This window comes from Streptomyces sp. SLBN-8D4, from assembly GCF_049739545.1.
In the GTDB taxonomy this organism is placed as follows: Bacteria; Actinomycetota; Actinomycetes; order Streptomycetales; family Streptomycetaceae; genus Streptomyces; species Streptomyces canus_C.
Genome location: NZ_JBMGQC010000001.1, coordinates 130,123 through 154,039, shown reverse-complemented (window position 1 = coordinate 154,039; position 23,917 = coordinate 130,123). Strand labels below are relative to the sequence as shown.

Annotated in this window: 21 protein-coding genes and 1 pseudogene; 4 read left to right on the top strand and 18 right to left on the bottom strand. The window is 71.7% G+C overall.

The features are described 5' to 3' along the window. Nucleotides 1-12 precede the first annotated feature (12 nt). On the bottom strand, nt 13-1,041 hold the full coding sequence (locus RKD20_RS00715) for a phosphotransferase family protein (RefSeq protein ID WP_424875871.1): 1,029 nt from the start codon (nt 1,039-1,041) through the stop codon (nt 13-15). Then, a complete protein-coding gene (locus tag RKD20_RS00710; RefSeq protein WP_424875870.1) occupies nt 1,038-2,240 on the bottom strand; it encodes an acyl-CoA dehydrogenase family protein in 1,203 nt (400 codons plus the stop codon). Before RKD20_RS00710 ends, RKD20_RS00715 begins: the two co-directional genes overlap by 4 nt. A 132-nt stretch (nt 2,241-2,372) precedes the next feature. Here RKD20_RS00710 and RKD20_RS00705 point away from each other — a divergent pair, with 132 nt between their 5' ends. Further along, a complete protein-coding gene (locus RKD20_RS00705) occupies nt 2,373-3,089 on the top strand; it encodes a TetR/AcrR family transcriptional regulator (protein ID WP_424875869.1) in 717 nt (238 codons plus the stop codon). A 51-nt stretch (nt 3,090-3,140) separates the two neighbouring features. Here the strand turns inward: RKD20_RS00705 and RKD20_RS00700 are convergent. Continuing rightward, nucleotides 3,141-3,638, bottom strand: a pseudogene (locus RKD20_RS00700) (ATP-binding cassette domain-containing protein); the annotation flags it as partial. Between the two features lie 233 nt (nt 3,639-3,871). Here RKD20_RS00700 and RKD20_RS00695 point away from each other — a divergent pair. Beyond that, nucleotides 3,872-4,441: a hypothetical protein gene (locus tag RKD20_RS00695; protein ID WP_424875868.1), complete on the top strand. Its 570-nt coding sequence runs from the start codon at nt 3,872-3,874 to the stop codon at nt 4,439-4,441. Here the strand turns inward: RKD20_RS00695 and RKD20_RS00690 are convergent. Together RKD20_RS00690 and RKD20_RS00685 are read right to left on the bottom strand one after the other, a co-directional pair. Continuing rightward, on the bottom strand, nt 4,405-5,328 hold the full coding sequence (locus tag RKD20_RS00690) for an NADP-dependent oxidoreductase (protein ID WP_424875867.1): 924 nt from the start codon (nt 5,326-5,328) through the stop codon (nt 4,405-4,407). The two genes, RKD20_RS00695 and RKD20_RS00690, sit on opposite strands and share 37 nt — an antisense overlap. 273 nt (nt 5,329-5,601) lie before the next feature. Further along, on the bottom strand, nt 5,602-5,781 hold the full coding sequence (locus RKD20_RS00685) for a hypothetical protein (protein WP_424883498.1): 180 nt from the start codon (nt 5,779-5,781) through the stop codon (nt 5,602-5,604). Nucleotides 5,782-6,229: 448 nt separating this feature from the next. Between RKD20_RS00685 and RKD20_RS00680 the strand changes: the two genes are divergently transcribed. After that, nucleotides 6,230-6,742: a lamin tail domain-containing protein gene (locus RKD20_RS00680; RefSeq protein WP_424875866.1), complete on the top strand. Its 513-nt coding sequence runs from the start codon at nt 6,230-6,232 to the stop codon at nt 6,740-6,742. A gap of 705 nt (nt 6,743-7,447) precedes the next feature. Here the strand turns inward: RKD20_RS00680 and RKD20_RS00675 are convergent. From RKD20_RS00675 to RKD20_RS00650, 6 genes are read right to left on the bottom strand one after another with little or no spacing between them, the layout of a single operon-like run. Continuing rightward, a complete protein-coding gene (locus RKD20_RS00675) occupies nt 7,448-10,678 on the bottom strand; it encodes an MFS transporter (protein WP_424875865.1) in 3,231 nt (1,076 codons plus the stop codon). After that, nucleotides 10,675-11,316 (bottom strand): prolyl hydroxylase family protein, encoded by a 642-nt coding sequence (locus tag RKD20_RS00670; RefSeq protein ID WP_424875864.1) that lies wholly within the window; start codon nt 11,314-11,316, stop codon nt 10,675-10,677. The genes RKD20_RS00675 and RKD20_RS00670 overlap by 4 nt, the downstream gene beginning before the upstream one ends. A 10-nt stretch (nt 11,317-11,326) precedes the next feature. Then, a complete protein-coding gene (locus RKD20_RS00665) occupies nt 11,327-12,061 on the bottom strand; it encodes a tyrosine-protein phosphatase (protein ID WP_424875863.1) in 735 nt (244 codons plus the stop codon). Beyond that, nucleotides 12,058-13,164 carry an aminotransferase class I/II-fold pyridoxal phosphate-dependent enzyme gene (locus RKD20_RS00660; RefSeq protein WP_424875862.1) on the bottom strand — a complete coding sequence of 369 codons (1,107 nt, stop codon included), beginning with the start codon at nt 13,162-13,164 and terminating at the stop codon, nt 12,058-12,060. Before RKD20_RS00660 ends, RKD20_RS00665 begins: the two co-directional genes overlap by 4 nt. Before the next feature lie 14 nt (nt 13,165-13,178). Continuing rightward, entirely contained in the window at nt 13,179-14,543 is a 1,365-nt protein-coding gene (locus tag RKD20_RS00655) for a B12-binding domain-containing radical SAM protein (RefSeq protein ID WP_424875861.1), read from the bottom strand. A 47-nt stretch (nt 14,544-14,590) separates the two neighbouring features. Further along, nucleotides 14,591-15,247, bottom strand: a complete 657-nt coding sequence (locus RKD20_RS00650; RefSeq protein WP_424875860.1) for a 2OG-Fe(II) oxygenase — start codon at nt 15,245-15,247, stop codon at nt 14,591-14,593. A 236-nt stretch (nt 15,248-15,483) separates the two neighbouring features. On the opposite strand from RKD20_RS00650, the gene RKD20_RS00645 reads away from it, so the two are divergent. Next, nucleotides 15,484-16,113, top strand: a complete 630-nt coding sequence (locus RKD20_RS00645; RefSeq protein WP_424875859.1) for a hypothetical protein — start codon at nt 15,484-15,486, stop codon at nt 16,111-16,113. 105 nt (nt 16,114-16,218) lie between these two features. On the opposite strand, the gene RKD20_RS00640 is transcribed toward RKD20_RS00645, so the two are convergent. The 7 genes from RKD20_RS00640 to RKD20_RS00610 are packed head-to-tail and all read right to left on the bottom strand — an operon-like array spanning nt 16,219 to nt 23,757. After that, nucleotides 16,219-16,413 (bottom strand): ferredoxin, encoded by a 195-nt coding sequence (locus RKD20_RS00640; RefSeq protein WP_424875858.1) that lies wholly within the window; start codon nt 16,411-16,413, stop codon nt 16,219-16,221. 16 nt (nt 16,414-16,429) lie between these two features. Next, nucleotides 16,430-17,662, bottom strand: a complete 1,233-nt coding sequence (locus RKD20_RS00635) for a cytochrome P450 (RefSeq protein WP_424875857.1) — start codon at nt 17,660-17,662, stop codon at nt 16,430-16,432. Further along, nucleotides 17,659-19,344, bottom strand: coding sequence for an AMP-binding protein (locus RKD20_RS00630; protein WP_424875856.1), 1,686 nt, complete (start codon nt 19,342-19,344; stop codon nt 17,659-17,661). The genes RKD20_RS00635 and RKD20_RS00630 overlap by 4 nt, the downstream gene beginning before the upstream one ends. A gap of 30 nt (nt 19,345-19,374) precedes the next feature. Beyond that, nucleotides 19,375-20,544 (bottom strand): FAD-dependent oxidoreductase, encoded by a 1,170-nt coding sequence (locus RKD20_RS00625; protein WP_424875855.1) that lies wholly within the window; start codon nt 20,542-20,544, stop codon nt 19,375-19,377. After that, nucleotides 20,541-21,821: a DegT/DnrJ/EryC1/StrS family aminotransferase gene (locus tag RKD20_RS00620; protein WP_424875854.1), complete on the bottom strand. Its 1,281-nt coding sequence runs from the start codon at nt 21,819-21,821 to the stop codon at nt 20,541-20,543. Before RKD20_RS00620 ends, RKD20_RS00625 begins: the two co-directional genes overlap by 4 nt. Continuing rightward, nucleotides 21,815-22,870 (bottom strand): 4-hydroxy-2-oxovalerate aldolase, encoded by a 1,056-nt coding sequence (gene dmpG, locus RKD20_RS00615; protein ID WP_424875853.1) that lies wholly within the window; start codon nt 22,868-22,870, stop codon nt 21,815-21,817. The genes RKD20_RS00620 and dmpG overlap by 7 nt, the downstream gene beginning before the upstream one ends. Then, a complete protein-coding gene (locus RKD20_RS00610; RefSeq protein ID WP_424875852.1) occupies nt 22,867-23,757 on the bottom strand; it encodes an acetaldehyde dehydrogenase (acetylating) in 891 nt (296 codons plus the stop codon). Before RKD20_RS00610 ends, dmpG begins: the two co-directional genes overlap by 4 nt. Between the last annotated feature and the right edge of the window lie 160 nt (nt 23,758-23,917).

The following is a 23,917-nucleotide window of genomic DNA, read 5'->3' as shown; positions in this document are numbered from 1 at the left end:
GCGCGGTCGCGGTCATCGCAGCAGCTCCAGCCCCGAGCGCAGCAGCGCGGGAACCGCGGATCCGACCCGCTCGAATCCGACGCCGACGGTCTGTCCCGCGAGGTAGCGGGCGTGGATGCCCTCCGCGATGACGGCGAGCTTGAAACAGGCCAGGGCCTGGTAGTAGGGCAGGGCGTCGATGTCGCGGCCGGACTTCGCGGCGTACCGCGCGGCCAGCTCGGGACCCGTGGGAAAACCGGGGTTGGCCGTCGGGACGTGCCGTGCCGCGAGGACCGGCTCGCAGGTCGGGTCCCAGTACATGAGGAGCATCCCGAGATCGGCGAGGGGATCACCGAGCGTGGCCATCTCCCAGTCGACGATCGCCGCGATCCGGTCGAAGCCGTCGGGCGCCAGGATGGTGTTGTCCAGACGGTAGTCGCCGTGCACGATCGCCGGAGCGCCACTCGCCGGCACGGCGCGAGCGAGCCTGCCGTGCAGCTCGTCGATGTCGGACAGCGACCGCGTGGCGACCTTCTCCCACTGCCCGCGCCAGCGCCGCACCTGACGCTCCAGATACCCGTCGGGCCGGCCGAAGTCGCCGAGCCCGACGTGGCAGGCGTCGACCGAGTGGAGTGCCACGAGCGCGTCCACAAGCGCGTCCGCGGCCCGTCGTGCCTTGTGCGGCGGCAGTGCGGCAGCGTCGTCGCCGTCCCGCAGCACCGTCCCTTCCACGAAGTCGACGACGCAGAACGGCGCGCCGATCACCTCCGGGTCCCGGCACGACAGCACGGCGCGCGCCACGGGCACCCCGGTGCCACCGAGCGCGGCGACGACGCGGTACTCGCGATCCATGTCGTGCGCGGTGGGGGTCAGCACCCCCAGCGGGGGCCGGCGCAGCACCCAACGGTGCGTCCCGTCGGTCACTTCGTACGTCAGATTGGAGCGCCCGCCCTGGAGCAGACGGATCCTCAACGGGCCGGCGCACTCGGGGACATGGTGGTCGAAGTACCGCTGCAGCGCGGGCACGTCGACGCCGACCACGGCAGCCTCGGACGCGGTCACTGTGCGGCCACCCGCTCGCGCGCCGCCCGTACCGCACGCTTGGCGATGGCCCACCGGTGGGTCTCGGAAGGACCGTCGTAGATCCGGAAGGGACGCACCTCCCGGTACAGCCGGGACAGCGGGGCGTCCCCCGAGATGCCGAGCGCGCCGCACACCTGCACGGACCGGTCGACCACCCGGTTGACCGCCTCGGAGACGTACGTCTTGGCGATCGAGGTGTGCTGGGCGGCCGAGCGTCCCTGGTCCAGTTCCCAGCAGGCCCGCCACAGCACCGCACGGCTGGTCTCGATGTCGATCTCGGAGTCGGCCAACAGCTGCTGCACCATGCCGAGTTCGGCCAGCGGTCTGCCGAAGGCCGAACGCTCCGTCGCGCGCTCCAAGGCGATGTCCTGCGCCCGCCGCGCCACGCCGAGCCAGCGCATGCAGTGCGTCATCCGGGCGGGCCCCAGGCGGACCTGCGCGTACGTGAATCCCTGGTCCACCTCGCCCAGGACGGCGCTGTCGGCGACCTCGCAGCCCTCGAAGACGATCTCGCTGTGCCCGCCGAACAGGCCCTGGTCCAGGGTGTCGATGTTCCGGACGATCTTCATCCCCGGGTTGTCGGCGTCGACGACGAACATCGTCGCGCCGCCCGAGTCGCCCGGTCCGCCACTGGTGCGGGCCATGCAGATGGCGAAAGCGGCCCCGTCGGCGCCGCTGATGAACCACTTGCGTCCGTCGATCCGCCAGCCGCCGTCGATCCTGGTCGCGGTGGTGGCGAGGGCGCGCGGATCGGAACCGGCGCCGGGCGCGGGCTCGGTCATCGCGAAACAGGACCGGACCTCACCCGCGGCCAGCGGCCGCAGATAGCGCTCCTTCTGCTGCTCCGTGGCGACGACTTCGAGCAGATGCGCGTTGCCTTCGTCGGGTGCCGCGCAGTTCAGCGCAAGCGGCCCGAGCAGCGAGTACCCGGCCGCCTCGAACACCACTGCCTGCCCGCACAGGTCGAGCCCGAGCCCGCCCCACTCCGTACCGACGTGGGGTGCGAACACCCCCGCGTCGCGGGCTGCCTGCTGGAGCCGTCGGCGCAGCGGCTCCGGCCCGGCGTGGACGTTCCCGTCGCAAGCCCGCTCCTCGGGTATCACCACGTCCTGTACGAACGCGGTGGTGCGCCGTGCGAGGGCGGCGACCCTCTCGTCGATCTCGAACCCGATGGGCATCGTCACTCCCGAGCTTGGCTACTGACCATTAGCCATCTCAGAGGTGTGCAGGGCGCGATGTCAAGAGTCCGGGCTATAGTGGCCACTTCAGTAGACGGAATCGGCTAATGGTCGATAGCTTCAGGAGTTCGCGTGAGCTCAGCCCACAGCGAGGGGCACGGCACGTCGCACAGCGCATCGCGCGACGGGTCGTACGAGCGGCCGCACCGGCCGGCCCGGGCCGAAGGCACCCCCGTCACCGACCGCCGGTCGGCGATCCGGCAGGCCGCGCTGCGGCTCTTCGCCGCACAGGGCTACCGGTCCACCACCATGGCCGACATCGGAGCCGCCGTGGGCATCCGGGGTCCGAGCCTCTACAAGCACGTGGCCTCCAAGCACGAACTACTGGCGGAGATCATGATCGGCACGATGGAGCGGCTCATCGCCGACAACATCGTGGCCGTCTCCGGCACCGACGACATCCGGGAACAGCTGCGCCGCTCGGTGGAGGCGCACATCCGCTACCACGCCCGCCACCGCCTGGAGGCCTTCGTCGGCAACCGCGAGATCGGCAGCCTGGACCAGCCCGACCAGGACCGGGTACTCGGCCGCCGCAGCGACTACGAGCGCCGTTTCCGCGAACTCATCGAGCAGGGCGTCGCCGAGGGCGCCTTCCACGTACAGTCGGCCCGCATCGCCTCGTACTCGATCCTCGACATGGGCATCGGCGTCGCCAGCTGGTTCCACGAGGGCGGCGAGTTCTCCGTCGATCAACTCGCCTACCAGTACGGCGACATCGCCCTGCGCATCGCGGGAGCGCGCCCGCACGGTGGCACGTCGGCGGGGGCGGAGCCGGCGTCGCTGCCCTGACGCCACCGTTTCGGGACAGCCGGTAGTAGCGCTGACGGCTCACCCCGCGAGGACCCACAACACGCCCTCGGGGTCGAGGCCGTTGACCGGCTCGTCGAGCATGACGATCGCCGGGTCACCGAGCAGGGCCGCGGCGATGCCGAGCCGCTGACCCATGCCGAGCGAGAAGGCCCCGACACGTTTGCCGGCCACACTGGTCAGTCCGGCCAGTTCGATGACCTCGTCGACCCGGCGGCGCGGTATGCCGTGGGTGTACGCGAGGGCCATCAGGTGGTTGAACGCGCTGCGGCCGGGGTGGACGGACTTGGCCTCCAGCAGGGTGCCGATCTCGTGCAGCGGTGCCGTGAGCTTCGCGTAGGACTTGCCGTTGACGGTGACCGCGCCCCTGGTGGGGGCGTCCAGGCCGACGACCATGCGCATGGTGGTGGACTTGCCGGCGCCGTTGGGGCCGAGGAAGCCGGTGACCTCGCCGGGCTTGACGGTGAAACTCAACTCGTCGACGACGGTCTTGTCGCCGTACCGCTTGGTCAGCTCGCGCGCTTCGATCACGAGTGTGGGCCTTTCGCCTCGGACGCGGTCGGGCGAGCGCCGCGACCTGTGCAACCGAGGTTAGGAGCGTGGCCGGGCCGAACCCTGGGCCCCTGGGAGACACTTCGCCGCCTGAGTGGTACCGCGGTACCACTCAGGCGGCGACCTCTGGTACGCCTCAGGTATGACGGTGGGCGTCCCCGACCGGTCGGAAAGGGCAGAGCGGGTTGTCGGACGGGAACGGGCACGGCGGCATGTCAGCGTTCGACGTGCGGTCGTACGACGTACGCCGCGGTCTGCCGATCGACACACCGCGCGAGCGGCCACCCTCGCCCCGCCAGGTCGCCCGGTGGATCACCACCACACCACCTCGGCGCGGCCTGCACGCCACCGAGGCACTCCGTCGGCTGCTTGAACACTGCCCAGAGCTCGACCAAACCCACACTCCGGTGCGGCAGTTCGCGGCCATGGTCGATGCCCGCGACGCCGTCCGGCTGCCGGCCTGGCTCGACCAACTCGTGGCCTCCGGCCTGCCTGCCTTGGCGAGCCTGGCCAACGCCATCCGCGAAGACCAACTGGCAGTCGTGCAGGGAATCACCACCCCGTTCAACTCCGGCGTCAACGAAGGCCGGATCACAGACCTGAAGCTCCGGAATGCACGAAAATCTTGTCAGGGCCAGAAAAGTGCTCAACCCCTTACAGGTGAACGTGCTCAGTGGGTGATGCGCAGACCACGGGCTCTCGTCAGTCCGCAGACGGTCGACGGCGCTGGGCGGCCGGGCACTTCTTATGCCACCTTGATGACAACCTTGCCCGCAGTGTGACCGTTCTCGACGGTGGCGAGGGCGGCCAGGGCGTCGGAGAGCGGATGGACCGCAGTGATCACGGGTGCGAGAACTCCGTCGAGGGCCAGCCGGGCGGACCGCTCCAGGCTCTCCCGGTCCAGGCGCCGCTCGATGAAGCGCCCGCCGAGATCGGGTACAGACATGTCGCCCACGGCGATGACGTTGTGGGGATCCCGGGCCAGCGGAGCGACTGTCCGCAGCGAGGTGCCTCCGACCAGGTCGACGATCCCGTCGAAGCCGTCCGGAACCAGCTTGCGTGCCGCGGCGACGACGTCCCCGGCGGTGTAGTCGATGAACTGCACCCCGATGGCTTCGACTTGCTCGCGCTTGGCGGTACTCCCGGTGCCGATCACGCGCAGTTCGCGCCCGACGGCCAGCCGGGCGACGGCGAGACCGACCCCGCCCCCGACCCCGTTGACCAGGACCGTGGCACCGGCCGGGAGGCCGAGCTGGTCGAGCACGTCCACCGCGGTCGTCCCGGTCACGGGCAGTGTTGCCGCCACGGTCGCGGACAGACCCGCCGGGATGCGTGCGGTGTTCGGCGCGGACAGCACCGTCGTCTCGGCGTAGGTGCCGCCACCAGTGAGTGCGAAGCCGAAGACCGCGTCACCCACTTCGAGCCCGTCGACGTCCTCGCCCCGGGCGAGAACGGTTCCCGCTGCCTCCATGCCCAGCACAAGGGGAAAGGGACGCCCGCCGTCGAGCCCGGGGACCAGACCCGAGCGCACCATGTGGTCGAGGGGGTTCACGCCGGCCACTTCGACCCGGATCAGTACCTCGCCGCGACCGGGGACGGGATCGGGACGATCGAAAAACTCCTGCACCTCGGGCCCGCCATACCTGCCGAAACCCCACGCCTGCCCCATCTTCCGCCGCCTCCTGTGTGACCGACCCGGTGATTCCGGACTCTGCAGCCATCCTCACCTCTCACATCAATGTCAGGGGCAACCGGCTGAGATGCAGGTCACAGCATCTGGGGCCAACTGCTGAGCCACCACCCATGCCCCGGCTGATCTCGCCCGTCGAGCCGGCCTTCTCGCACCGGCGACCGGCCCAGACCCGTCGGGGACATTCCGGTGTACGACTCGACTCCTCAAGCGGCCTCTTCAGCTGAGGTGCAGGGTGGTCAGGGCGGTGGCCTAGTCGGTGACGATGGCCTGCTGCGCGGCCGTGAGAGTGATCTGGCGCTTGCAGACTGCGGTGTGCAGTTTCGTCTCCACCGGGTCCTTCTTGGTGTTCACTCCGGCACCCTTCTTGTGGCCGGAGTCGGCCGGCTCCACCCACAGGTTGCGCGGATCGTTGGGGTCGCACGGGTGCACGGCCGCCGCGTGCGCGGCCCTTGACCCACGACTCGTGCGGGAGCCCGTACGTGATGAGCGCGCGACCGGAGATTTGGGTGACGAACTGCGCCAGCGCGTCAGGAGGGGTTGTTACGCACTTTCGGGTGACGGCTTGTTGGGGGGTGGGGTGGCGCGCTCTGGCGGCGGGAGGTGACGGGTCAAGGCGCGCACCGGTTGGGGATCTGGCGTGGCGTCAACTTGGTGTGTTCGCCGCATAAATGGACGATGCATCCAACAGTCACAGCAATGTGGGCGAAACGTAATGGAGTGCGCATATGGCGTTCACGATCTGCACACGGGGGTCATGGTGTGGGTGTGCGGCCAAGCCGGCCGCCACCCGCACACCGCACCAACCCGTTCCGCCACCCCGCAGGGGTTCGGGGCGGGCGGGTGCCCGTACAGCCCTGGGGGCTTTGTGTCTTCTTCCATGGTGACCGCTCGTCGTCTGTCCGCCGCCGCTCTCGCGGCCGCCGCGATCGTCGGGGCGGTGGCGCTGCCGGCGTCGGCGGCCGATCACGCCCGGCCCGAGCGGGCGAAGGTGGAGATCAGCGCGGTGCAGTACGACTCGCCCGGCCCCGAGGACCGCTCGCGGCGTTCGCTGAACAAGGAGTGGGTGGAGCTCACCAACACCACGCGTCGCGACGTCAACCTCGACGGCTGGACCCTGACGAACGAGGACGGCCGCACCTACACCTTCGACCACTACCGCCTGGAGGGCCGCGCCACCGTCCGCATCCACACCGGCGAGGGCCGCGACAGTGACAGCGACCTGTACATGGACCGCCACAACTACGTGTGGGACAACTACTCCGACACCGCCACCCTGCGCAACGACCACGGCCGCTTCATCGACGACGCCTCCTGGGGCGGGCGCCACCACCGCGACGGCGGCCACCACCACGACGGTGGCCACGACCGCGACGGCGGCCACCACCACTAACCCCCTTTCCCGCACGTGCGGTATGACGTGATGCCGCAGATGTAGGGGTGTGGCCCCGGCCGGTCTGTCCGGCCGGGGCCACGTCTTGAAGCCCGCAGGCCTTCGGCCCGCGCTGGCGACCGCCCTTCTCACCGGTGGCTGTGGCCCTGACCGACTTGCGGTCAGGGCCACACCTGGTTGTTGGCATGTCCTGAGATGCCTTCGACAAGGAGCAGGCCCAAACGTCGTCCCCAGTGGTGCTGCTCGGTGGGCGGTCGTCCGCGAGCGGTCTTGGCCTGGCGCCAGATGTCCACCGCGGCGACGAGGTCCTCGCCGCGTGCGATGCGTGCTATGACCGGGCGCCGAGATACAGACCGCAGGACCAGTCGAGAGCTTTCTCGGGGGTGCCGACCGGGTGACCTGTCGGCAGCATGGTGTCCTCGTAGCGGCCGGTGTTGTCGGTGTAGAGGGCGAAGCCCCACCGGTCGGGGTCGCCGGTGTCGTGCAGGCGGCACAGCGGGAGTTCGACGTCCTTGATCTCAACAGTCAGATCACCGCAGGTGGGGGCACCCTGCTTCTGTCGAGGCGTCAGGTCGCATCCGTAGCTGAATTTGTGAGGCTGAAGCTCCTGGACGCGCTCGCTCGGACCGTCGCTGGTGGCAAGCGCGCCCAGGACCTCCTTACTGTTCCCCGTCGCGAGCGGGCACGACCGATCCGTCCCGGTGGTCAGGCCGCCGGGTCGGCACCGGCCCCCGCCGTGAGCTTCGGCCGGACGTCCGGCGCCGTGGTGTGCCGGATGTCGGCGCCCAGCTTCACCAGGTCCGCGACGAGGTCGCGGTAGCCGCGCGCCAGGTGGTGGTGGTTGCGCAGCGTGGTCCGGCCCGGTACCGCGAGCGCGGCGAGCAGCAGGACCGCGGCGGCCCGCAGGTCGGTGGCGTGGAGGTCGGTGCCGGGCTGGTACGGCGCGCAGGGGCCGTCGACGCGCAGGACCGTGTCGTCGACCGCCGTCCGTATGCCGAGCGCCTCCAGCTCCGGAGCGAAGCCGAAACGGTGCTCCCAGACGGCCTCCCTGATGTAGGTGGGGCCTTCGGCGTACGCCGCCAGCAGGGCCAGGAAGGGCTGGTTGTCGCTGAACACGCCGCGCGACATGGCGGTGAACTCCACCGGCCGCAACGGCTTCGTCAGCGGGTGCGCGGTCACCTCGTCGGCGCTGACGTCGACACGCACCCCCATGCGGTCCAGCAGGTCGAACTCGGGCGCGAGCGCGTGGACCGCGCGGTCGATGCCCGGGCCGGTGATCCGCAGCGGCTCGTCCGCCAGCAGGACGCCGGCGCAGATCCAGGTGACCACCTCGATCAGGTCGGGGATCAGCGTGACGTCGGCGGGCCGGTCCAGCGACTCGGGGCCGTGCCCGTGGATCACCCACGTCTCGGGCCCCGCGAACTCGATGTCGGCGCCCAGGTGGCGGAGCACGGTGACCATGTCGGTCACGTCGGGCTTGAGGTACGGGTGATGCAGCGTGGTCGTCCCGTGCGTGACCACGCCCATCAGCAGCGCGGTCTTGACCGCACCGCTGTAGCACGGCCCGCTCATGAGCGCCTTGTTGCGCGTGTAGTCGACCATGTCGATGGTGCACGGTGTGAGCCGCTGCGCCGTGAGGTCCACGGAGCCGTCCGCCGTGAGCCGGGTGGTGACGCCGAACCGCCCCATCACGTCCAGCAGGTGCTCGACGGGCCTCCCGCGAGGGCCTTCGCCGATCGTGCAGCCGCCGCTCGCGGGCAGCCGGGCCACACCGTTGCGGGAGACGAGGGCCGGGAGCAGGTAGAGCGAACCGTGGATGCGGCCGACGAGATCGGCCGGCAGCTCCGCGCGGTCCCAGGCGGACGCGTCGACGGTGAACGTCTCGGCCGCCCCGTCGTAGTGCGCGTACGCGCCCGCGGCGCGGAAGATCTCGCCCAGCACCGTGGTCTCGACGATGTCCGGGCAGTTCTCCATGCGCACCGGCGCGCTCGCGGTGGCCGCGGCGGCCACGGTGGTGACCAGGGAGTGCTTGAACCCGGAGGTGCGGACGGACCCGGAGATCCGGTTCCCGCCGTGGATCTCCAGCAGTGGCTCGCCCGGGGGAGCGGGTTCTCGCCGACGGTCCTGCATGGGGGTACCTCCTGCGCTGAGTGGTGAGGGGTCGGGCGTGAGGGTCCGGTGCGGAATCGAACGCAGCCACTGCCGCGCTTCCCTCGCACTGGTCAGATGGACGACGGTGAGGCCGGGGTGCAGGCCGAGGAAAGCGGCTGTCTCGGCCCGCCGCGTGGCGTGCTGGGACCAGGCCCAGCGCAGCGGGTGGCGCGGGTTGCGCAGCATCGACCGCCAGGTCTCCCGGTTGCCGTGCCACAGCTCGCGGCCGGTGGCGGCCCGGACCACCGAGCGCCGCAGCACGCGGCTCATGACGGTCCGGCGGGGCAGGTCGAGCCAGACGAACGTGTCGGCGCGCTCGCCGAGCAGGTCGCCGACGACCCAGTGGTACTGGGCGTCGCAGACCCACGCCGGTGTCCGCGTGGCGCGCTCCACGTCGTCCGCGAACTCCGCCCGGTGGGTCCAGCCGGGCCCGTGGTAGAGCGCGTCCATCTCGATGTGCCGGATGCCCAGGGCCCCGGCGAGGGCGGCGGCCAGCGTGGTCTTGCCCGCGCCGGAGATCCCGCCGACGACGATCCGCCGCAGCGGCGCGGATGCGGGTGCCGCCACCGGCTGGGTGGGCCGCGTGAGGAACCCGACCGACAGGGCCGTCCCCGCGCAGACGACGGCCAGGCCGAGCCACAGGGCGGTGTTCCCGTGGGCCAGCAGCGCCGTCCCGGCCGCCGGGGCGACCGCGCCCGCGATCCCGAAGGACGTCTGGAAGGTCGCGTTGTAGCGGCCCTCCAGACCGGGCGGCGCGGCGGCGTTCGCCGTCGTCGTGACGACGGGGGCGAACAGCGCGTCGCCGAGTGTGCCGATCAGCGCGGCGCCCAGGACGACCGCGGTGGTGGCCGGCCCCGCCCAGCCGGACGGCGCCATGACGAGGACCGCCAGGGTGAAGAAGCAGGCCGCCAGGCGCAGCGCCCGCGGGGCGGGGACACGCCGCGCGTAGGCGACCGCGGGCCGCCGGGCCACGGCCATCGACACGCAGGCGACGGCGATAACCACCCCCGGCACCCACGACGGCTGCCCGAGCACCACAATGGCGACCACCGGGAGCATGGCGGTCAGGCAGTCGGAGACGAACGCCAGCAACAGCGTCAGCAGGCACAGCCGAAGGAAGCCGGGGTCGTCACGCAGGTCGCGCCACCGCCACGCCCGCCCGTCGGCCGGAGGCTCGGCCGCGGGGGAGGGCCGGACGTGCCGGCGCACCGTGAGCACCAGGCCCATGGCCGCCGCGTAGGTGAGGCCGTTGGCGTACGCGACCAGGTGCAGTCCCGTACCGCTGTCGATCAGCAGGCCCCCGGCGGTCGCGCCGATCGCGCCGCCCACCGCCCACCCGCTGACCTTCAGCACGCTTGCCGTGCTCAGCACGCCGATGAGCGCCTCGGCCGGGACCAGCCGGGCCAGCAGCGGTGTGCTGGCCGTCCAGAACAGCCGGTCCGCGGCGGCCGCGACCACGGCGAGTGCGCCGACCTGCCACGGGGCGGAGACGAGGGGGAACAGCGCGAACACCCCGGTGCGCACCGCGTAGCTCAGGGCCGCCCCGTTCGCCGGACCCCACCGGTCCACCAGCAGGCCGTTCACCGGTCCCGCCAGCAGGCCGAGGAGCCCGCCGACCGTCAGCGCGGCACCGACGTGCGCCAGGGGGAGGTGCTGCCCGCGGGTGAAGAAGATCAGCGCGACAGGCGTCCACAGGCCGTTGCCCACGCAGTCGACGGTCAGCGCCACCAGGTAGGTGCGTTTCCCGGGCGTGTCCCGCCCCCGGCCGATCACGGACGGGGTCACGTGCGGACGAAGTGCACGAGCAGTGCCCGCCGGTCCACGGGGCAGGTGTCGGCGACCGGCGGGACTCCGTGCCAGGACCGGTCCGAGCGGACGAGCACGACGGACGTCCCGGTGGTCGGCGCCACTCGCTTCGCGCAGTCGTCCATATTGGCGCTGCGCAGCAGCCGCAGGTCACCGCTCCACTCCGGGTCCCATCCGTCGTTGAAGTAGAAGAGGTGGGTCACCGCCTTGTCCGGGCGGTCGGTGTGCGGCTCGATCCAGCAGCCCCGGGCGTAGCGGGTCATGCGGGCTTCGACCAGGCACCGCTCCAGGTCCACGCCGGTGAGCGCGGACAGCGCCTCCCGGTAGGGCTGGGAGACGACGTCCGCGACGAGCTGCCGCCAGTTCGCGGGGAGCGTGCGCACCTGGTCCTCGTCGACCGCGCCGGCGGTGACGAGGTTGCGGTTGAACATCCGGTACTGCTTGTCGGACCGGTTCAGGTCCGTGCGCTCGGACTCCTCGAAGCCGGCGTCGCTGAACTCGCCGCGCAGGTTCTCGGCGACGGTGTCCGTGACGAACGAGCGGGGGATCACGGCGTGGCCGAACGGGTCCTGCTCCAGCTCGGCCCGGCTGATGGTGTCGATGTCGACGAGGGACACGTCTTCTTCCTCACAGGTGGACGGGGTGGGTGAACGCGCCGGCGACCGTGCGCAGCCGGGTCTCCTCCCGGAGGCCGTGGAGCGTGAGCAGCCGGGCGACGCTGCCGTGTTCGGCTTCGATCCCGGCGATCAGCGAGCGCATCGTCGTCGCCGGCGTGGAGGTCCGCAGCCGCAGCTGCGCGAGGGTGTCCTCGCGGGTCCAGCCCGGGCGGGCGTCACCGCTGCGCAGGGCGCGGTAGGCGCGGGCGGTCATGGCGTAGTCCCGGGCGACGTCCGCCGTCCGCACCCCGAGCGCCCGCAGGACCAGGGCGCTGACGACGCCGGTGCGGTCCTTGCCCATCGCACAGCAGATGTAGACGGGGACCTCCGCCCCGTCGGCGAGCAGGCCCACGATCTCCGCCGCGACCGGCGCCGCCCTGGCCAGCATGTCGCGGTAGTTCGCGAGGTAGTCGCTGGGCAGGGGCCGCGCATTGCCCCGGATGCGGCTCATGTCGCCGGCCACGGGCCGGGGCAGCACGGTCGCGCCGGTGCACTCGGGCCCCCGGTACTGCCGGCGTTCGTCCTCCAGGCGCAGGTCGACGACGGTACGGATGCCCAAGTCGCCGAGCGCCGGCGCCGTCTCCGGCGACGGCGCCGGCCCCCGGACGAGGAGCCCCCGCCGCAGGTACCCCCCGCCCGGACCGCGCAGCCCGCCCAGATCGCGCACGTTGGGCAGGCCCGGAACCATGATCCTCCGGGTGTTCATGCCACCCCCTCGCGGTACCGGTCGCCCAGGGCGGCGACGACCTGACGGACGACGGCCTCGTTCGCGACCGCGATACGGACGGCGGCCGGCAGTCCCGGCGCGCCGGACAGGTCCCGTACGACGATCCCCCGCTCCAGGAGGTGCCGGCTCGCGCCCCCGGCGGCCGCCTGGTCGGGGACGTCCCAGGTGACGAAGTTCGCGCCGCTCGGCCGGGCGTGCCAGCCCGGCACCGCGCGCTCGACCTCGGCCGCGAACCGCTCCCGCAGCCGCCGCACGTCGGCCCAGATCCCGGTGAAGACGGCCTGTTCCTCCAGCGAACGCCGCAGCAGCGCGACCGCCGGAGCGGAGACCGAGCCCTCCGGATCGAGGTCGAACAGGTGGCGGGCGGTCGCCGGGTGCGCGACCGTCACCGCGATCCGGGCGCCCGACAGACCGTAGGACTTGGAGAACGTGTTGACGCGGACGACGTGCCGCAGACCGGCGAGCCCGCGCACCAGCTCCTCGCCGCCCTCGGTGAACGCCAGGTAGGCGGTGTCCACGACCAGGAGACTGCCGTGCTCCGCCACCACGTCGGCCAGCTCGGCCAGCTCCTCCCTTCCGTGCACCTGCCCGGTGAAGCTGTGCGGGGTGGTGACGACGACGAACGCCGGCGCACCCGCGCGCAGTTGCCGCGCGAGGTCACGGAGGTCGAACAGCCCGGTCTCGGGGTCCGGGGCCACGGGGTCGAGGACACAGCCCGAGATCGCCGCGAACTTCGCCCAGCCGTCGAAGTTCGGCTGGTGCAGGACGATCCGCGACACCTCCGGGAACGCCCGGGTCAGCAGGTTCAGCCCGGGATCGCTGCCCGCGGTCAGGACGAGGGAGTCGGTGTCCACCCCGAACCGGTCGGCCAGCATGCCGTAGACCGGCTGGAGGATGGGGTAGGTCAGCACGTCGTTCGGGTCGAACTCCGCCAGCGTGGCCCGGTGCACCGCCGCCGCCCGGCTGTCCAGCAGCCCGCAGTTCTTGAGGTTGATCTCGTCGGGGACCCGGACACGCCGGTTGCGGAACCGGCCGGCGCTCTCCCGCAGGAAGGGGGAAGGCGCGCCTTCCCGCGCGGTCACGAGCGTCTCGTCCCTCATACCGGACGCAGGGCCGGGTCGGCGGCGCGGGCGGGGACGTTCTCGAACACCTGCGTGACGTCCGGCTGGCTGCCGAAGACGATGTCGTAGCCCCGGGCCAGCTCGTCGTCGGTCAGCGCGTGGGTGCCCGGCACGAACAGCTGCCGGTTGAACGCGGCCATCTCGTGGTCGAGGAGGTCCGGGCCCGCGAGCTCCCAGGGGGCGTACACGGTCGGCCGGGCCCGGCCCCCGCGTTCCTGGACGGCCTCGATGGTCCGCTCGGCACCCTCGATCGTGGTGCCGGGCAGTCCGACGATGACGAAGCAGTTCAGCTCGATGCCCGATTCCTTGCACCAGGCCGAGAGCCGGTCGAGGTCCATCGCGGACTTCTGCTTCGCCCGGGGCAGCAACGCTCCCTCCTGCGGGTCGAGCGTCTCCAGACCGACGCTGATCCGGACGCAGCCGGCCGCCCCCATCGACCGGATCATCCCCTCGCTGAGATGGTGGACCGTCGTCGCGCACTTCCACGGGTACGGGGACCCCCGGCCGGTCAGCTCCCGGCAGAGCTCCTCCATCCACTTCTTGTCCAGCGTGAACGTCGGCGCGTAGAACGCCACGTACTCGAACGGCGCCGCGGCGAACGACTCCTCGATGTACTGGAGCGTCCGCTCGACCGTGAGCCGCCGTTCCTTCCGCGTGTAGATCAGCGGCACCTCGCAGTAGGAGCAGCCGACCGGGCACCCGCGAGCCGCCGGTACGACCAGTTCGCGGCGGCGCGGGATGCCGCAGAACTTGTTCGCGTCGTCGAAGTAGAGGGCGTCGTAGTGCCCGTACGGGATCTCGTCGGGCGTCGGCAGGTACCAGTCCTGCGCCGGGAGCAGGTCACCGCGGCGCTTCGGAGCGGTCCAGGAGCCGTCGCGGCGCAGGTGCACCCCCGCAGCGTCCGACGCACGGCCCCGGAAGGTCTCGATCGCGGCGCCGACGCCGGACTCGAAGTCGCCGTTCTCCACGATCGCGTCGATGTCGAAGCGCTCGAAGAAGCGGGGGTTGACCCCGGACAGCCTGCCGAACGTGACGATCGGGGCGTCCGGGTTCAGCGCCCTGGCGTAGGAGACGAGCCGGCGGAATCCGTCGATGCCGTCGAACTCGTTCATCACGGCGATCACGTCGTACCGCTCCTGGAAGAGCCTGCTGCCGAGGTCCTTCCACGTCAGCCGCTCGACACTGGCGTCGATCGCGGTCACCTGCGCGCCCGGGTAGGCGGCGCGCAGATGACCGGCGACCTGGTAGAGCGCGAGGTGGTGCCCCGCGTTGAAGTAGCTGAGCACCTGCGGGGGCCAGATCACGAGGATCTTCCCGGGCTCGTCCACGATCTTTCCCATAGGGGGTCCTTTCGGTTCCGGCACGGTGGGCGCCGGGCGCCGGACGGTCAGTTCTGCGGCCGGTACGCGGAGCCCGCGAGCCCGGTGGTCAGCCAGTACTCGATCTGGACCGTGATCCGCTCGGTCCCCTCCGGGTGCTCGATCTTCGAGACCGCGTGCCACGACTTGTCGGTGGGCGGGAAGGCGAGCAGCTGGCCGCCGACCGGGCTGATCTCCTCGGTCGGGCCCGCCTTGGGGGAGGCGAAGATCTGGAACTGCCCGCCCGCCTCGACCGGCCAGTCACGGTTCAGGTAGAGGATCACGGTGATCGCCTTGGTCGGCTTGTCCTTGTGCACCGACAGGTAGTCGCCGTTGCGGTGGGTGTAGAGGCCGATGCTGCGCTCCAGGCCGGCCAGTTCGATCCCGGTCGACTTCTCCAGCCAGGCGGTGAACTCGGCGCCGCGCAGGTCCTCCACGAGCTCGCGCCAGATCGCGGGCAGGCGAGGGAAGACGGGAGCTTCCTTTTCGAGGACGATGAGGTCCACGAGGTTCATCCGGTACTGCTTCTCGTGCTTCGGGTCCTCGACCGCGATCTTCTCGACGTCGCCGGTCGGCATGGTGGCGAGCAACTCCTTCAGTTGCCCGTCGTCGAGCAGGTCACGGCCACGGAAGAGCTGGAACGGCTGGGTACGTTCCTCCAGCGCCGAGTCGAGCGTCAGCACCACGGGTGCCTCCTTGGGATCGATGCGGGGGTCCCGGGACGGCCCGGACCCGACCTGGCCACAGCCTGTCCGCGGGCCCCTGCCGACCCCTTGTCGGTTCGCTGCCCGGCCGCTGCCGGGGATCGGCAAGGTCTTCGCAAACCGGCGCGCCATCGCACGGCAAGCGGGACGGTGACACTGGCGGGGCAGCCCTGATACCCGAACCGGTGCGCACGCCCGTCCGCTGAGAGGTGCGAGTCTTGATCAACCTGGACGTCCGGCTCGAAACGTGGGACCACCCCTTCCGGCACTTCCGCGGCGCCGGTCTGCTCTCCGCGCGCGACCTGGCCGACCTCGGCGCCACCGCGCCGGACGCGGGCCTGTTCCAGCGGATCGACACCTCGACCGGTGATGACGTACGGCGCCGCTACCGTTCGTCCGTCCTGCCGTTCTCCGACAACAAGACCGGCCTCACCCCCGACGACATCCCCCTGGCGGCGCCCTGGCGCGAGCTGGTCACCGACCTGCTGTCCGACGAGTTCACCGGCTGGCTCCGCCGCGAGACCGGGGTGGACACCACCGGGCTCCACCGCCGGGCCGAGATCTACCACCAGTACGACGGCGACTTCGAGGACCTCAGCACCGGCAAACAGCACAAGAGACTCGCTCTGGAACTGCACACCAACGAGCACTGGCCGGCCGACGGCGGCGGAGAACAGGAGTACTGGTCCGGTCCGGACAGGTCGGCCGGCCCCGCCTCGATCATGCTTCCGACGGGAGGCACCGCCTGGTTCTACTCGGCATCGCCCTCGTCCTGGCACCAGATGGCGCCGGTCAGCGAGGGGCGGGGCCTGGTGCGGCGGTCGGTCGCCCTGAGCTTCTTCGAGTAGCCGGCGAACCCCGGCCGGACACCGACGGCCGGACACCGACGGAAGCCGCCGCCCGAGCTGTCTCGGACGGCGGCTTCCGCCGGTGGATCCTCTCGCTCCTCCCGGTCACTCCCCGTCGATCCGGATGGCCGACGACGGGCACAGGCGGACCGCCTGACGGACGGCCGGCCGGTCCGCCCCGGCCGGATCCACCGTCAGCGGTGCGACCAGCCCCTCCTCGTCCTGGTCGAAGACGGCGGGCGCCGCCAGGACGCACTGGGCGGCGCCGACGCACCGCTCCCTGTCCGCGGTGATGTGCACGGGCGGGCCCCTCTCCTCAGCAGTTCACCGGCACCCGGTAGATGCCGTAGATCCCGGCGTCGTCCTTGTACGGCAGCTCCTCGGCCGGCACGGCCAGCGACAGGGCCGGCACCCGGCGCAGCAGCGTCTCGAAGACGACCTCCAGCTCCACCCGGGCCAGGTTCTGGCCGAGGCACTGGTGCACGCCGTACCCGAAGGCGACGTGGTGGCGCGCGCCGCGCTCGAAGTCGAGCCGGTCCGGGTGCTCGAAGACCTCGTCGTCCCAGTCGGCGGCCAGCCCGGACACGACGATGCCCTCGTCCTTGCGGATGGTCACGCCGCCGATCTCGATGTCCTCGGTGGCGACCCGGGCGGGCGCGTTCTCCACGACGCTGAAGTAGCGCAGCATCTCCTCGATCGCCGGGGGCAGCAGCGACGGGTCGGCCGCGATCCGCGCCTTGTGCTCCGGGTTCTCCAGCAGCGCCACCACGCCCAGCGAGATCATGTTCGCGGTCGTCTGGTGCCCGGCGATCAGCAGCATGACGGCGGTGCCCACGATCTCGTCGTGCGTCATCACCGGTGTCTGCCGGTTGCGCGCGATGAGCCGGCCGATCAGGTCGTCGGTGGGCTCACCCCGCTCCTTCTCGGTGACGAGGTCCTCCAGGAAGTCGTTGAGCGCGTCGGAGGCCGCGGCGCGCTCCCGTATCGAGACGGACCGGCTGACCAGCATGCCCGCCCACTCGTGGAAGTCGCGGCGCTGCTCGTGGGGCACGCCAAGCAGCTCGCAGATCACCAGTGACGGCACCGCCTGCGACACGTGCTCGACGAGGTCGGCCGGCTGCGGCGCGGCCAGCATCTCGTCGATGCTCCGGTCGACGATCTCCTGGACGCGCGGGCGCAGCGCGGCGATCCGGCGCAGCGAGAACTCGCCGGTCAGGATCTTGCGATGGGCCCCGTGCTCGGCCCCGTCCAGGTGGATCATGGACCGCCGGGTGCTGAGGCGGCGGACGCGCTCGGCCGCCGCGCGCTGCTCGGCGGTCAGCCGTCCCGGGAACGCCGGGTGCAGGCGGTCGGCGCTGACCCGCGGGTCGGCGAGCAGCTTGCGGGCCAGTTCGTGCTTGGTGACCAGCCAGGCCACCTGCCCGTCGGGCATCCGGACCCGGCTGACCGGCTCCTGCCCGCGCAGCTCCCGGTACTCGGCCGGCGGGTGCATGGGGCACTCGCGGGCCATCGGGAACGACGGAATGTCGTGGTCGAGCGTCTCGGTCATGGGATGGGTTCCCGTTCCTCTCGGGCCTGCCGGTCCGCTGCCGCCGCACGCAGGGCGACCCGGTTGATCTTGCCGACGCCGATCATCGGGAGGGCGTCGACAACCCTCAATTGCTCGGGCAGTTTGTACGTGGCGACACCGTGCTCGGTGAGGAAGCGGCGCAGGCCGAGCAGCGTCGGCTGCTTCTCCGGGTCGCAGGGGACGGCGAAGACGCAGACCGTCTGCCCCCACACCGGGTGCGGCATCGCGACCGCCGCGACCGCCCGCAGCAAGGGGTGCTCGGCGAGCAGCGATTCGATCTCCCCGGCGGAGATCTTCTCCCCGCCGCGGTTGATGACGTCACCGATCCGGCCCTCCACCACCAGAGCGCCCGACGGGTGGAGGCGTGCCAGGTCGCCGGTGCGGTAGAAGCCGTCGTCGGTGAAGGCGCGCGCGTCGGCCTCCGGCGCCGCGTAGTACCCGGCGACCGTGTACGGGCCCCTGGTCAGCACTTCTCCCACCTGGCCGGGCGCCACCTCGGTGGCGTCCTCGTCCACGATGCGGATCTCGTCGCCGGGGGAGGCGGGCCGCCCCTGCGTGTCGGCGATGACGTCACCGGGATCGTCCAGCGCGGTGTAGGTCAGCAGCCCCTCGCTCATGCCGTAGCACTGCTGCACCGTGCAGCCGAGCAGCTTGTGCGCCTCGGCCGCCGGGGCAGGTTCCAGACGGGCGCCGCCGGCCTGCATCACGCGCAGCGACGTCGGCCCGCGGCCCCGTTGCCGGACCTCGTTCAGCCACTGGGTGACCAGCGCGGGCACCAGCGTCGTATGCGTCACCCCCTCCCGGTCGACGAGGTCGAGCGCCGCCCCGGGGTCTCCCGGCGAGCCCAGGACCACCCGGCCGCCGAAGGCCAGGACGCCGAACATGCCGGGGCAGTTGAGGACGAACCCGTGCGCCCCCGACATGACGGCGAGGTACACCGTGTCCGGCGACAGCCCGGCCCAGCGGGCGGCCGTCCGGATCATGTAGCCGTAGCCCTCGTGGGCGCGCGCGATCGCCTTCGGTGGCCCGGTGGTCCCGCTGGACAGCAGGAAGACGGCGGGCTCGTCGGCCAGCGGCGGCCCCAGATCGGGCAGGGGCCCGGCCCCGGGGTCCGGACGGCACAGCTCGACCAGGTCCTCGGTGCCTTCGGTAACGGCGTCCGACGTACGGTCGGCGACCAGGATGTGCCGGATGCCCGGGCAGCTCTCCCGGAGTTCCCTCGCCAGCGCGACATGGTCGAAGCGTTGCCAGCGGCGCGGTACGGCCACGGCCGTGGGCCGGGTGGCCGCCACGACCGCCAGCAGCTCGCGGCGGCGCAGCGTGGGCACCGCCATGACCGGGTGGGCGCCCAGCCGCATCAGAGCCAGCGGGAGGACGACCAGCTCCAGGTCGTTCGGGAGCTGGACCAGGACACGGTCCCCGCGCGCGATCCCGAGGCCGGCCAGCCGGGCGGCGGCGCCGGCGACCGCGTCCGCCAGCTCGCGCCGGGTCAGCCGGCCGCCGGGGCCGCGGACGGCCTCCTTCTCGGGATCCTCGTCCACGTGCCGCAGCACCAGCCGGTCGACCCGCTCGGGACGCCACCACCCGCGGTCGCGGTACTCCCGCGCGCGATCCGGCGGAATCCTCGGGAGGCCGGGATCCTCGGGACGGAATGAACTCACGCCCTGTCACCTTCCTTTCTCGCGGCCACGTCAGACAGCCGACTGCAGGGCGAGCCGCGAGATGTCGTACGCGGTGGAGTCCTCCACGGCCAGGTCGGCGCAGATCCGGCCGAACAGCGGGACGAACTTGAACGCCCAGCCCGCCCCGTAGACGACGAGCTTGTCCCCGTGCGTCATCAGGTCCCGCGCGGTGCCGAGGAAGAACTGCCGTTCGGGGTCCGTGGGCAGCACGGCCAGGCAGGTCGAGGTCCGCGCCGGGGCGGGGTCGACCGTGGGCAGATGGTCGCCCAGCCAGCCCGAGAGCCGGTCCATCTGGCGCCGGTCGGCGACGCCGGTGGCCGCCGACGGGTGGTCGAGCGGGTCCACCTCGAAGATCGGCCCGCAGCGCACGAACTCCCCGGGTGCCCACGGGTTGTGGCCGAACCCGTAGAACAGGTTGGTGTCCTCCCGTGTCGGCTGCTGGAAGGCGAACCAGAACGGCGCCTCGTCCACCTGCGCGGCCTGCCGGTAGGCCGCGATGGCCATCTCGTACACCGAGTACGCGAGGCGTGCGCCCAGGGGCTCCAGCAGGTCGTTGGTGTAGGGGCCGCACGCCAGCACGACCTTGCCGGCCCGGTAGGTGCCCCGGTCGGTGGTGACGCTCACCCCGTCCGCGTCCGGCACGAGTTCCGTCACCGTCTCCCCGGCGCGCAGGGTACTGCCGGCCGCCTGGGCGAGGGTGAAGAGCGCCGCCAGCGTCCCCCTGACGTCGATGGTCCCGCCGTCGGGCTGGAGGAACCCCTCGTAGTCCCGGGGCAGACCGCGGAACCCGAACCGCCGCTCGATGTCGGTGGCCTTGAGCCACTCGTAGCGCACCGAGAGCTTGTCCATCATCGCGGCGGTCCCCGAGATCTGGCCCTCGTTGGTGACGACGTCGGGGTCCCCGAACCAGAGGCTGCCGATCTCGTGGATGAGGCGGCGCTCGCAGCGGCTCTCCAGCGCACGCCACAGCGGAAGGGTCTCCAGCGTCAGGCGGAACAGGTCCTCCTGCGTGTACTGAAGCCGCCAGTGCCGCTCGGCGCCGCTGGTGCCCACGCTCTCGTTGAAGAACGTGTGCCGCTCCAGGACCAGGACCCGGTGGCCGCGCTCGGCGACCTGCCAGGCGGTGGCCAGGCCGACGGGCCCGCCTCCCACGACCACCACGTCATAGGACTCCGTCATGCCCGGGCCTCCTCGTAACTCGACGTGCCGCCCTTGCCGGTGTCCCGCCGTCCGGTGAGCGCGGACTTCAGGGCCAGCACCAGGTGCTCGACCTGGCCGTCCGTCATCGACGGGTAGCAGGGCAGGTTGACCTGTTCGTGGAACCAGATCCGCTCGGTGACCGGACACTCGCCGAGCCGGTGGCCGCGCCCCCGCCACTCGGGGCGCAGGTGCAGGGGGAAGTAGCGCACCTGTACCTGGACCCCGGCGTCTTCGAGGGCGTGGATCACCTCGTCGCGGCTCACCCCTTGCCCCGGCCGGACGAAGAAGGTGAACAGGTGGTAGGGGTGGTGGATGTCCTCGGGCACGTCGGCCGGCCGCACCTGCGGGAACTCCGCCAGCGTCTGGGCGAGGCGCCCGGCGATCCACCGCCGCCGCCCGGCCAGTTCCCCGAGACGCTCCAGCTGGACGAGCCCGACGGCCGCCCCGGCCTCGCTGAGCGTGGCGTTGCTCCCGGGGTGCCGGATACGCAGGCACTCCTTCTCGTAAGAGTCCCCCACCCACATCATCCAGGGCTCCGAGCGGTCGTACGGCCCGGCCGGCAGCGGTGACGGCACGAGGACCCCGTCGGCGGCGTTGGAGCGGATGCGGTCGACGCGCTCGGCCCACTCGGGGTCGTCGAAGGTGAGCATCCCGCCCTCGCCGAGCGTCGTGATGTTCTTGCTGGAGTGGAAGCTGAAGCACCCGATGTCGCCGAGCGCACCGGGCCGCCGGCCGCGGTAGAGAGCGCCCAGCGCGTGCGCGCAGTCCTCGATCACCCGGACGCCGTGCCGGCGGGCCACCCGCATGATCTCGTCCATGCGGGCCGGCCGGCCGCCGTAGTGGACCAGGATCAGGGCCCGGGTCCGCGGGGTGATCAGCGACTCGAACGAGTCGACGTCCACGTTCAGGGTGTCCGGCTCCACGTCGCAGAAACGGACCGTCACGTCGTGGGCCAGCAAGGGGTCGGCGGTGGCCTTGAAGGTCTGCGGGGTCACGATGACCTCGTCACCGGGGGCGAGGTCCAGCAGGTGCACGGCAAGGGCGACGGCGACGGTTCCGCTGGTGACGGTCATCGCGTACCGGCTGCCGACGTGCTCGCGCATCGCCTGCTCGAACGCGTCCCGCCACCGCCCCTGCGAGAGGCTCTCGCCGGAGCGGACGACCTCGCCCAGCGCGGCCAGCTCGGCGTCCCCGAGGATGCTTCCCACAGCGGGGGCCGGCACGAAGTACGGGGAGTTCTCGTTCACGGTCAGCATGAGCCGGTCCCACTGCCCCCCGGGCTTCCCCCGTCCCGGGCGGCGCGCAGGGCCAGCGCCACCTCCACGATCAGGTCCTCCTGGCCCGCGACCACCTGACGCCTGCCGAGTTCGAAGAAGACGTCGCGTGGGTCGATCCCTTCCCGCGCTGCGATGTCGAGCACCGGTTTCTTGAACCCGGAGAACACGCCGGCCAGCCCACTGACGATGGAGACGGAGTCGATGGTGGGCGGCGCCGGCATCAGCTCCCGCCCGGCGATGTCCGCGGCGTCCAGGAGCCGGTACAGGTCGATGCCCGTCCGGAACCCCAGCCGTTCCAGCACCGGCACCAGGACCTCCAGCTGGGTGTTGCCGGCGCCGGCGCCGAAGCCCCGGGCGCACGCGTCGAGGATGCCGGCCCCCGCCTGAGCCGCCGCGATCGAGTTCGCCACGGCCATACCGAGGTTGTTGTGCCCGTGGAACATCACCGGCACGTCGACGGCTGCGCAGATGGCCCCGATGCGGGCCGTGACGTCCGAGGGCAGGAAGTGCCCCGAGGAGTCGAGGATGCCCACACCGGTGGCGCCGTACCCGACCAGGCGCGCGCACTCCTCGGCGAGCTGGTCGGGGCTCGCCATGTGCGTCATCAGGAGGATGCCGTGCGCCTCCACGCCCTCGTCGCGCAGGAAGCCGAGGTGCCGCTCGGCGACGCTGGCCTCGGTGCAGTGCGTCGCGATGCGCACCAGGTCGACTTCGTACGCGAGGGCGTTCTTGATGTCCTGGGTGGTGGCCCAGCCCGGGAACATGAGAACCCCGAGCTTGCTGGTCGTCAGGGTCTCCCGGGCGATCGACATCATCTCGTCGTCGCTCAGCCGGGCCCGGCCGACCTGGAGGGACGAGGCGGCCAGCCCGTTGCCGTGGCCGACCTCGACGACCGGGACGGCCGCGGCGTCCGCTGCCTTCAGATAGGCGCGGAACTGCTCCGCGCCGAGGCTGTGCCGCACGGCGTGCTGGCCGTCGCGCAGCGTCGGGTCGTGGATCTGGACCGGCCTGCCCGCTTCCTGGCTCATGCCGTCTCCCTGCCTGCCAGTGCGAGCCGGTCCGCCGCGTAATACTCGGCGGCCTGGATCGCGGCGGAATTGATGATGTCGAGATTCCCGGCGTAGTGCGGCAGCCGGTCGCCGGACGAGGTGACCTCCACGGAGACGAAGGCCGTGGAGTCGTTGACGGTGCACACGCTGACGCCGAATCCCTTGACGTACGTGCGGATCTCGTCAGCCGCTTTCGTCACCAGCGCGCGCACCGAGTCGGTGGTGAGGTCCCGGCCCCGCAGGTACATGGCGACCCGGAAGGTGGCCGCGGGCCGGGCCGGGCTGATGTTGACGAGCGCCTTCACGTCCTCGACGCCGGTGAACCAGCGGATCGCGTCCTGCGTGGTCTGCACGTACTCGTCGAGGTTCAGGCGCGAGGCGCGGCCCACGCTCAGGGTGGCGGCCGTGGTCACGACCTCGACGCAGTCGATCTCGTGCGCCCTCGCGATCGCGTGCAGGATCGGTACGCACGCCTGCCCGCCGCAGGTCACCATGCTGATGTCGCGGTGGGAGCCGATGTCCGCCCGGTTGACGGTCGGGACGATCATCTGCCCGACTCTGCTGGGCGTCAGGTCGACGAGCATCGCCCCGGACGCCGCGAGCTTCTCCGCGTGCTCGGCGTGGAACGACGCGTTGGTGGCGTCGAACACCACGTCGAAGTCCTCCTCGGCGTCGACGAGGGACTGGATGCCCCCGGTCGCCACCGGCAGACCGCGCCGAGCCGCCCGCCGCAGCTCGGCGGCGTCGTGCCGCCCCGCGACGAGCCGCAGGTCGAGACAGTCTGAGCGCATGATCTTGGTCGCCAGGTCCATACCGATGAGTCCGGCGCCGAGGACCGATACGGACAGCCGTCCAGTTGCTTGCATGTACGGTCGCCTTTCCTTCAAGGTGCGGCGTGATCCGCCCTGGGGCCGCCCGCGGAGGCCGGCCGCGGTGGTCCCTACGCGGCTCAGCCTGGGACCGGGGCCTTGCCGACGGCTCGCCGTAGCGCTGACCGGTCGCCGCCGCGGGCGGGGCAAGCGAGGC

What these genes read in the sequence shown, in the direction of transcription:
- RKD20_RS00655 (WP_424875861.1), bottom strand. Translation starts at nt 14,543, where the DNA reads ATGGGAAAGATCGTGGACGAGCCCGGGAAGATCCTCGTGATCTGGCCC.
- RKD20_RS00610 (WP_424875852.1), bottom strand. Translation starts at nt 23,757, where the DNA reads ATGCAAGCAACTGGACGGCTGTCCGTATCGGTCCTCGGCGCCGGACTC.
- RKD20_RS00625 (WP_424875855.1), bottom strand. Translation starts at nt 20,544, where the DNA reads ATGACGGAGTCCTATGACGTGGTGGTCGTGGGAGGCGGGCCCGTCGGC.
- RKD20_RS00635 (WP_424875857.1), bottom strand. Translation starts at nt 17,662, where the DNA reads ATGACCGAGACGCTCGACCACGACATTCCGTCGTTCCCGATGGCCCGC.
- dmpG (WP_424875853.1), bottom strand. Translation starts at nt 22,870, where the DNA reads ATGAGCCAGGAAGCGGGCAGGCCGGTCCAGATCCACGACCCGACGCTG.
- RKD20_RS00710 (WP_424875870.1), bottom strand. Translation starts at nt 2,240, where the DNA reads ATGCCCATCGGGTTCGAGATCGACGAGAGGGTCGCCGCCCTCGCACGG.
- RKD20_RS00680 (WP_424875866.1), top strand. Translation starts at nt 6,230, where the DNA reads ATGGTGACCGCTCGTCGTCTGTCCGCCGCCGCTCTCGCGGCCGCCGCG.
- RKD20_RS00690 (WP_424875867.1), bottom strand. Translation starts at nt 5,328, where the DNA reads ATGGGGCAGGCGTGGGGTTTCGGCAGGTATGGCGGGCCCGAGGTGCAG.
- RKD20_RS00665 (WP_424875863.1), bottom strand. Translation starts at nt 12,061, where the DNA reads ATGAACACCCGGAGGATCATGGTTCCGGGCCTGCCCAACGTGCGCGAT.
- RKD20_RS00620 (WP_424875854.1), bottom strand. Translation starts at nt 21,821, where the DNA reads ATGCTGACCGTGAACGAGAACTCCCCGTACTTCGTGCCGGCCCCCGCT.
- RKD20_RS00695 (WP_424875868.1), top strand. Translation starts at nt 3,872, where the DNA reads ATGTCAGCGTTCGACGTGCGGTCGTACGACGTACGCCGCGGTCTGCCG.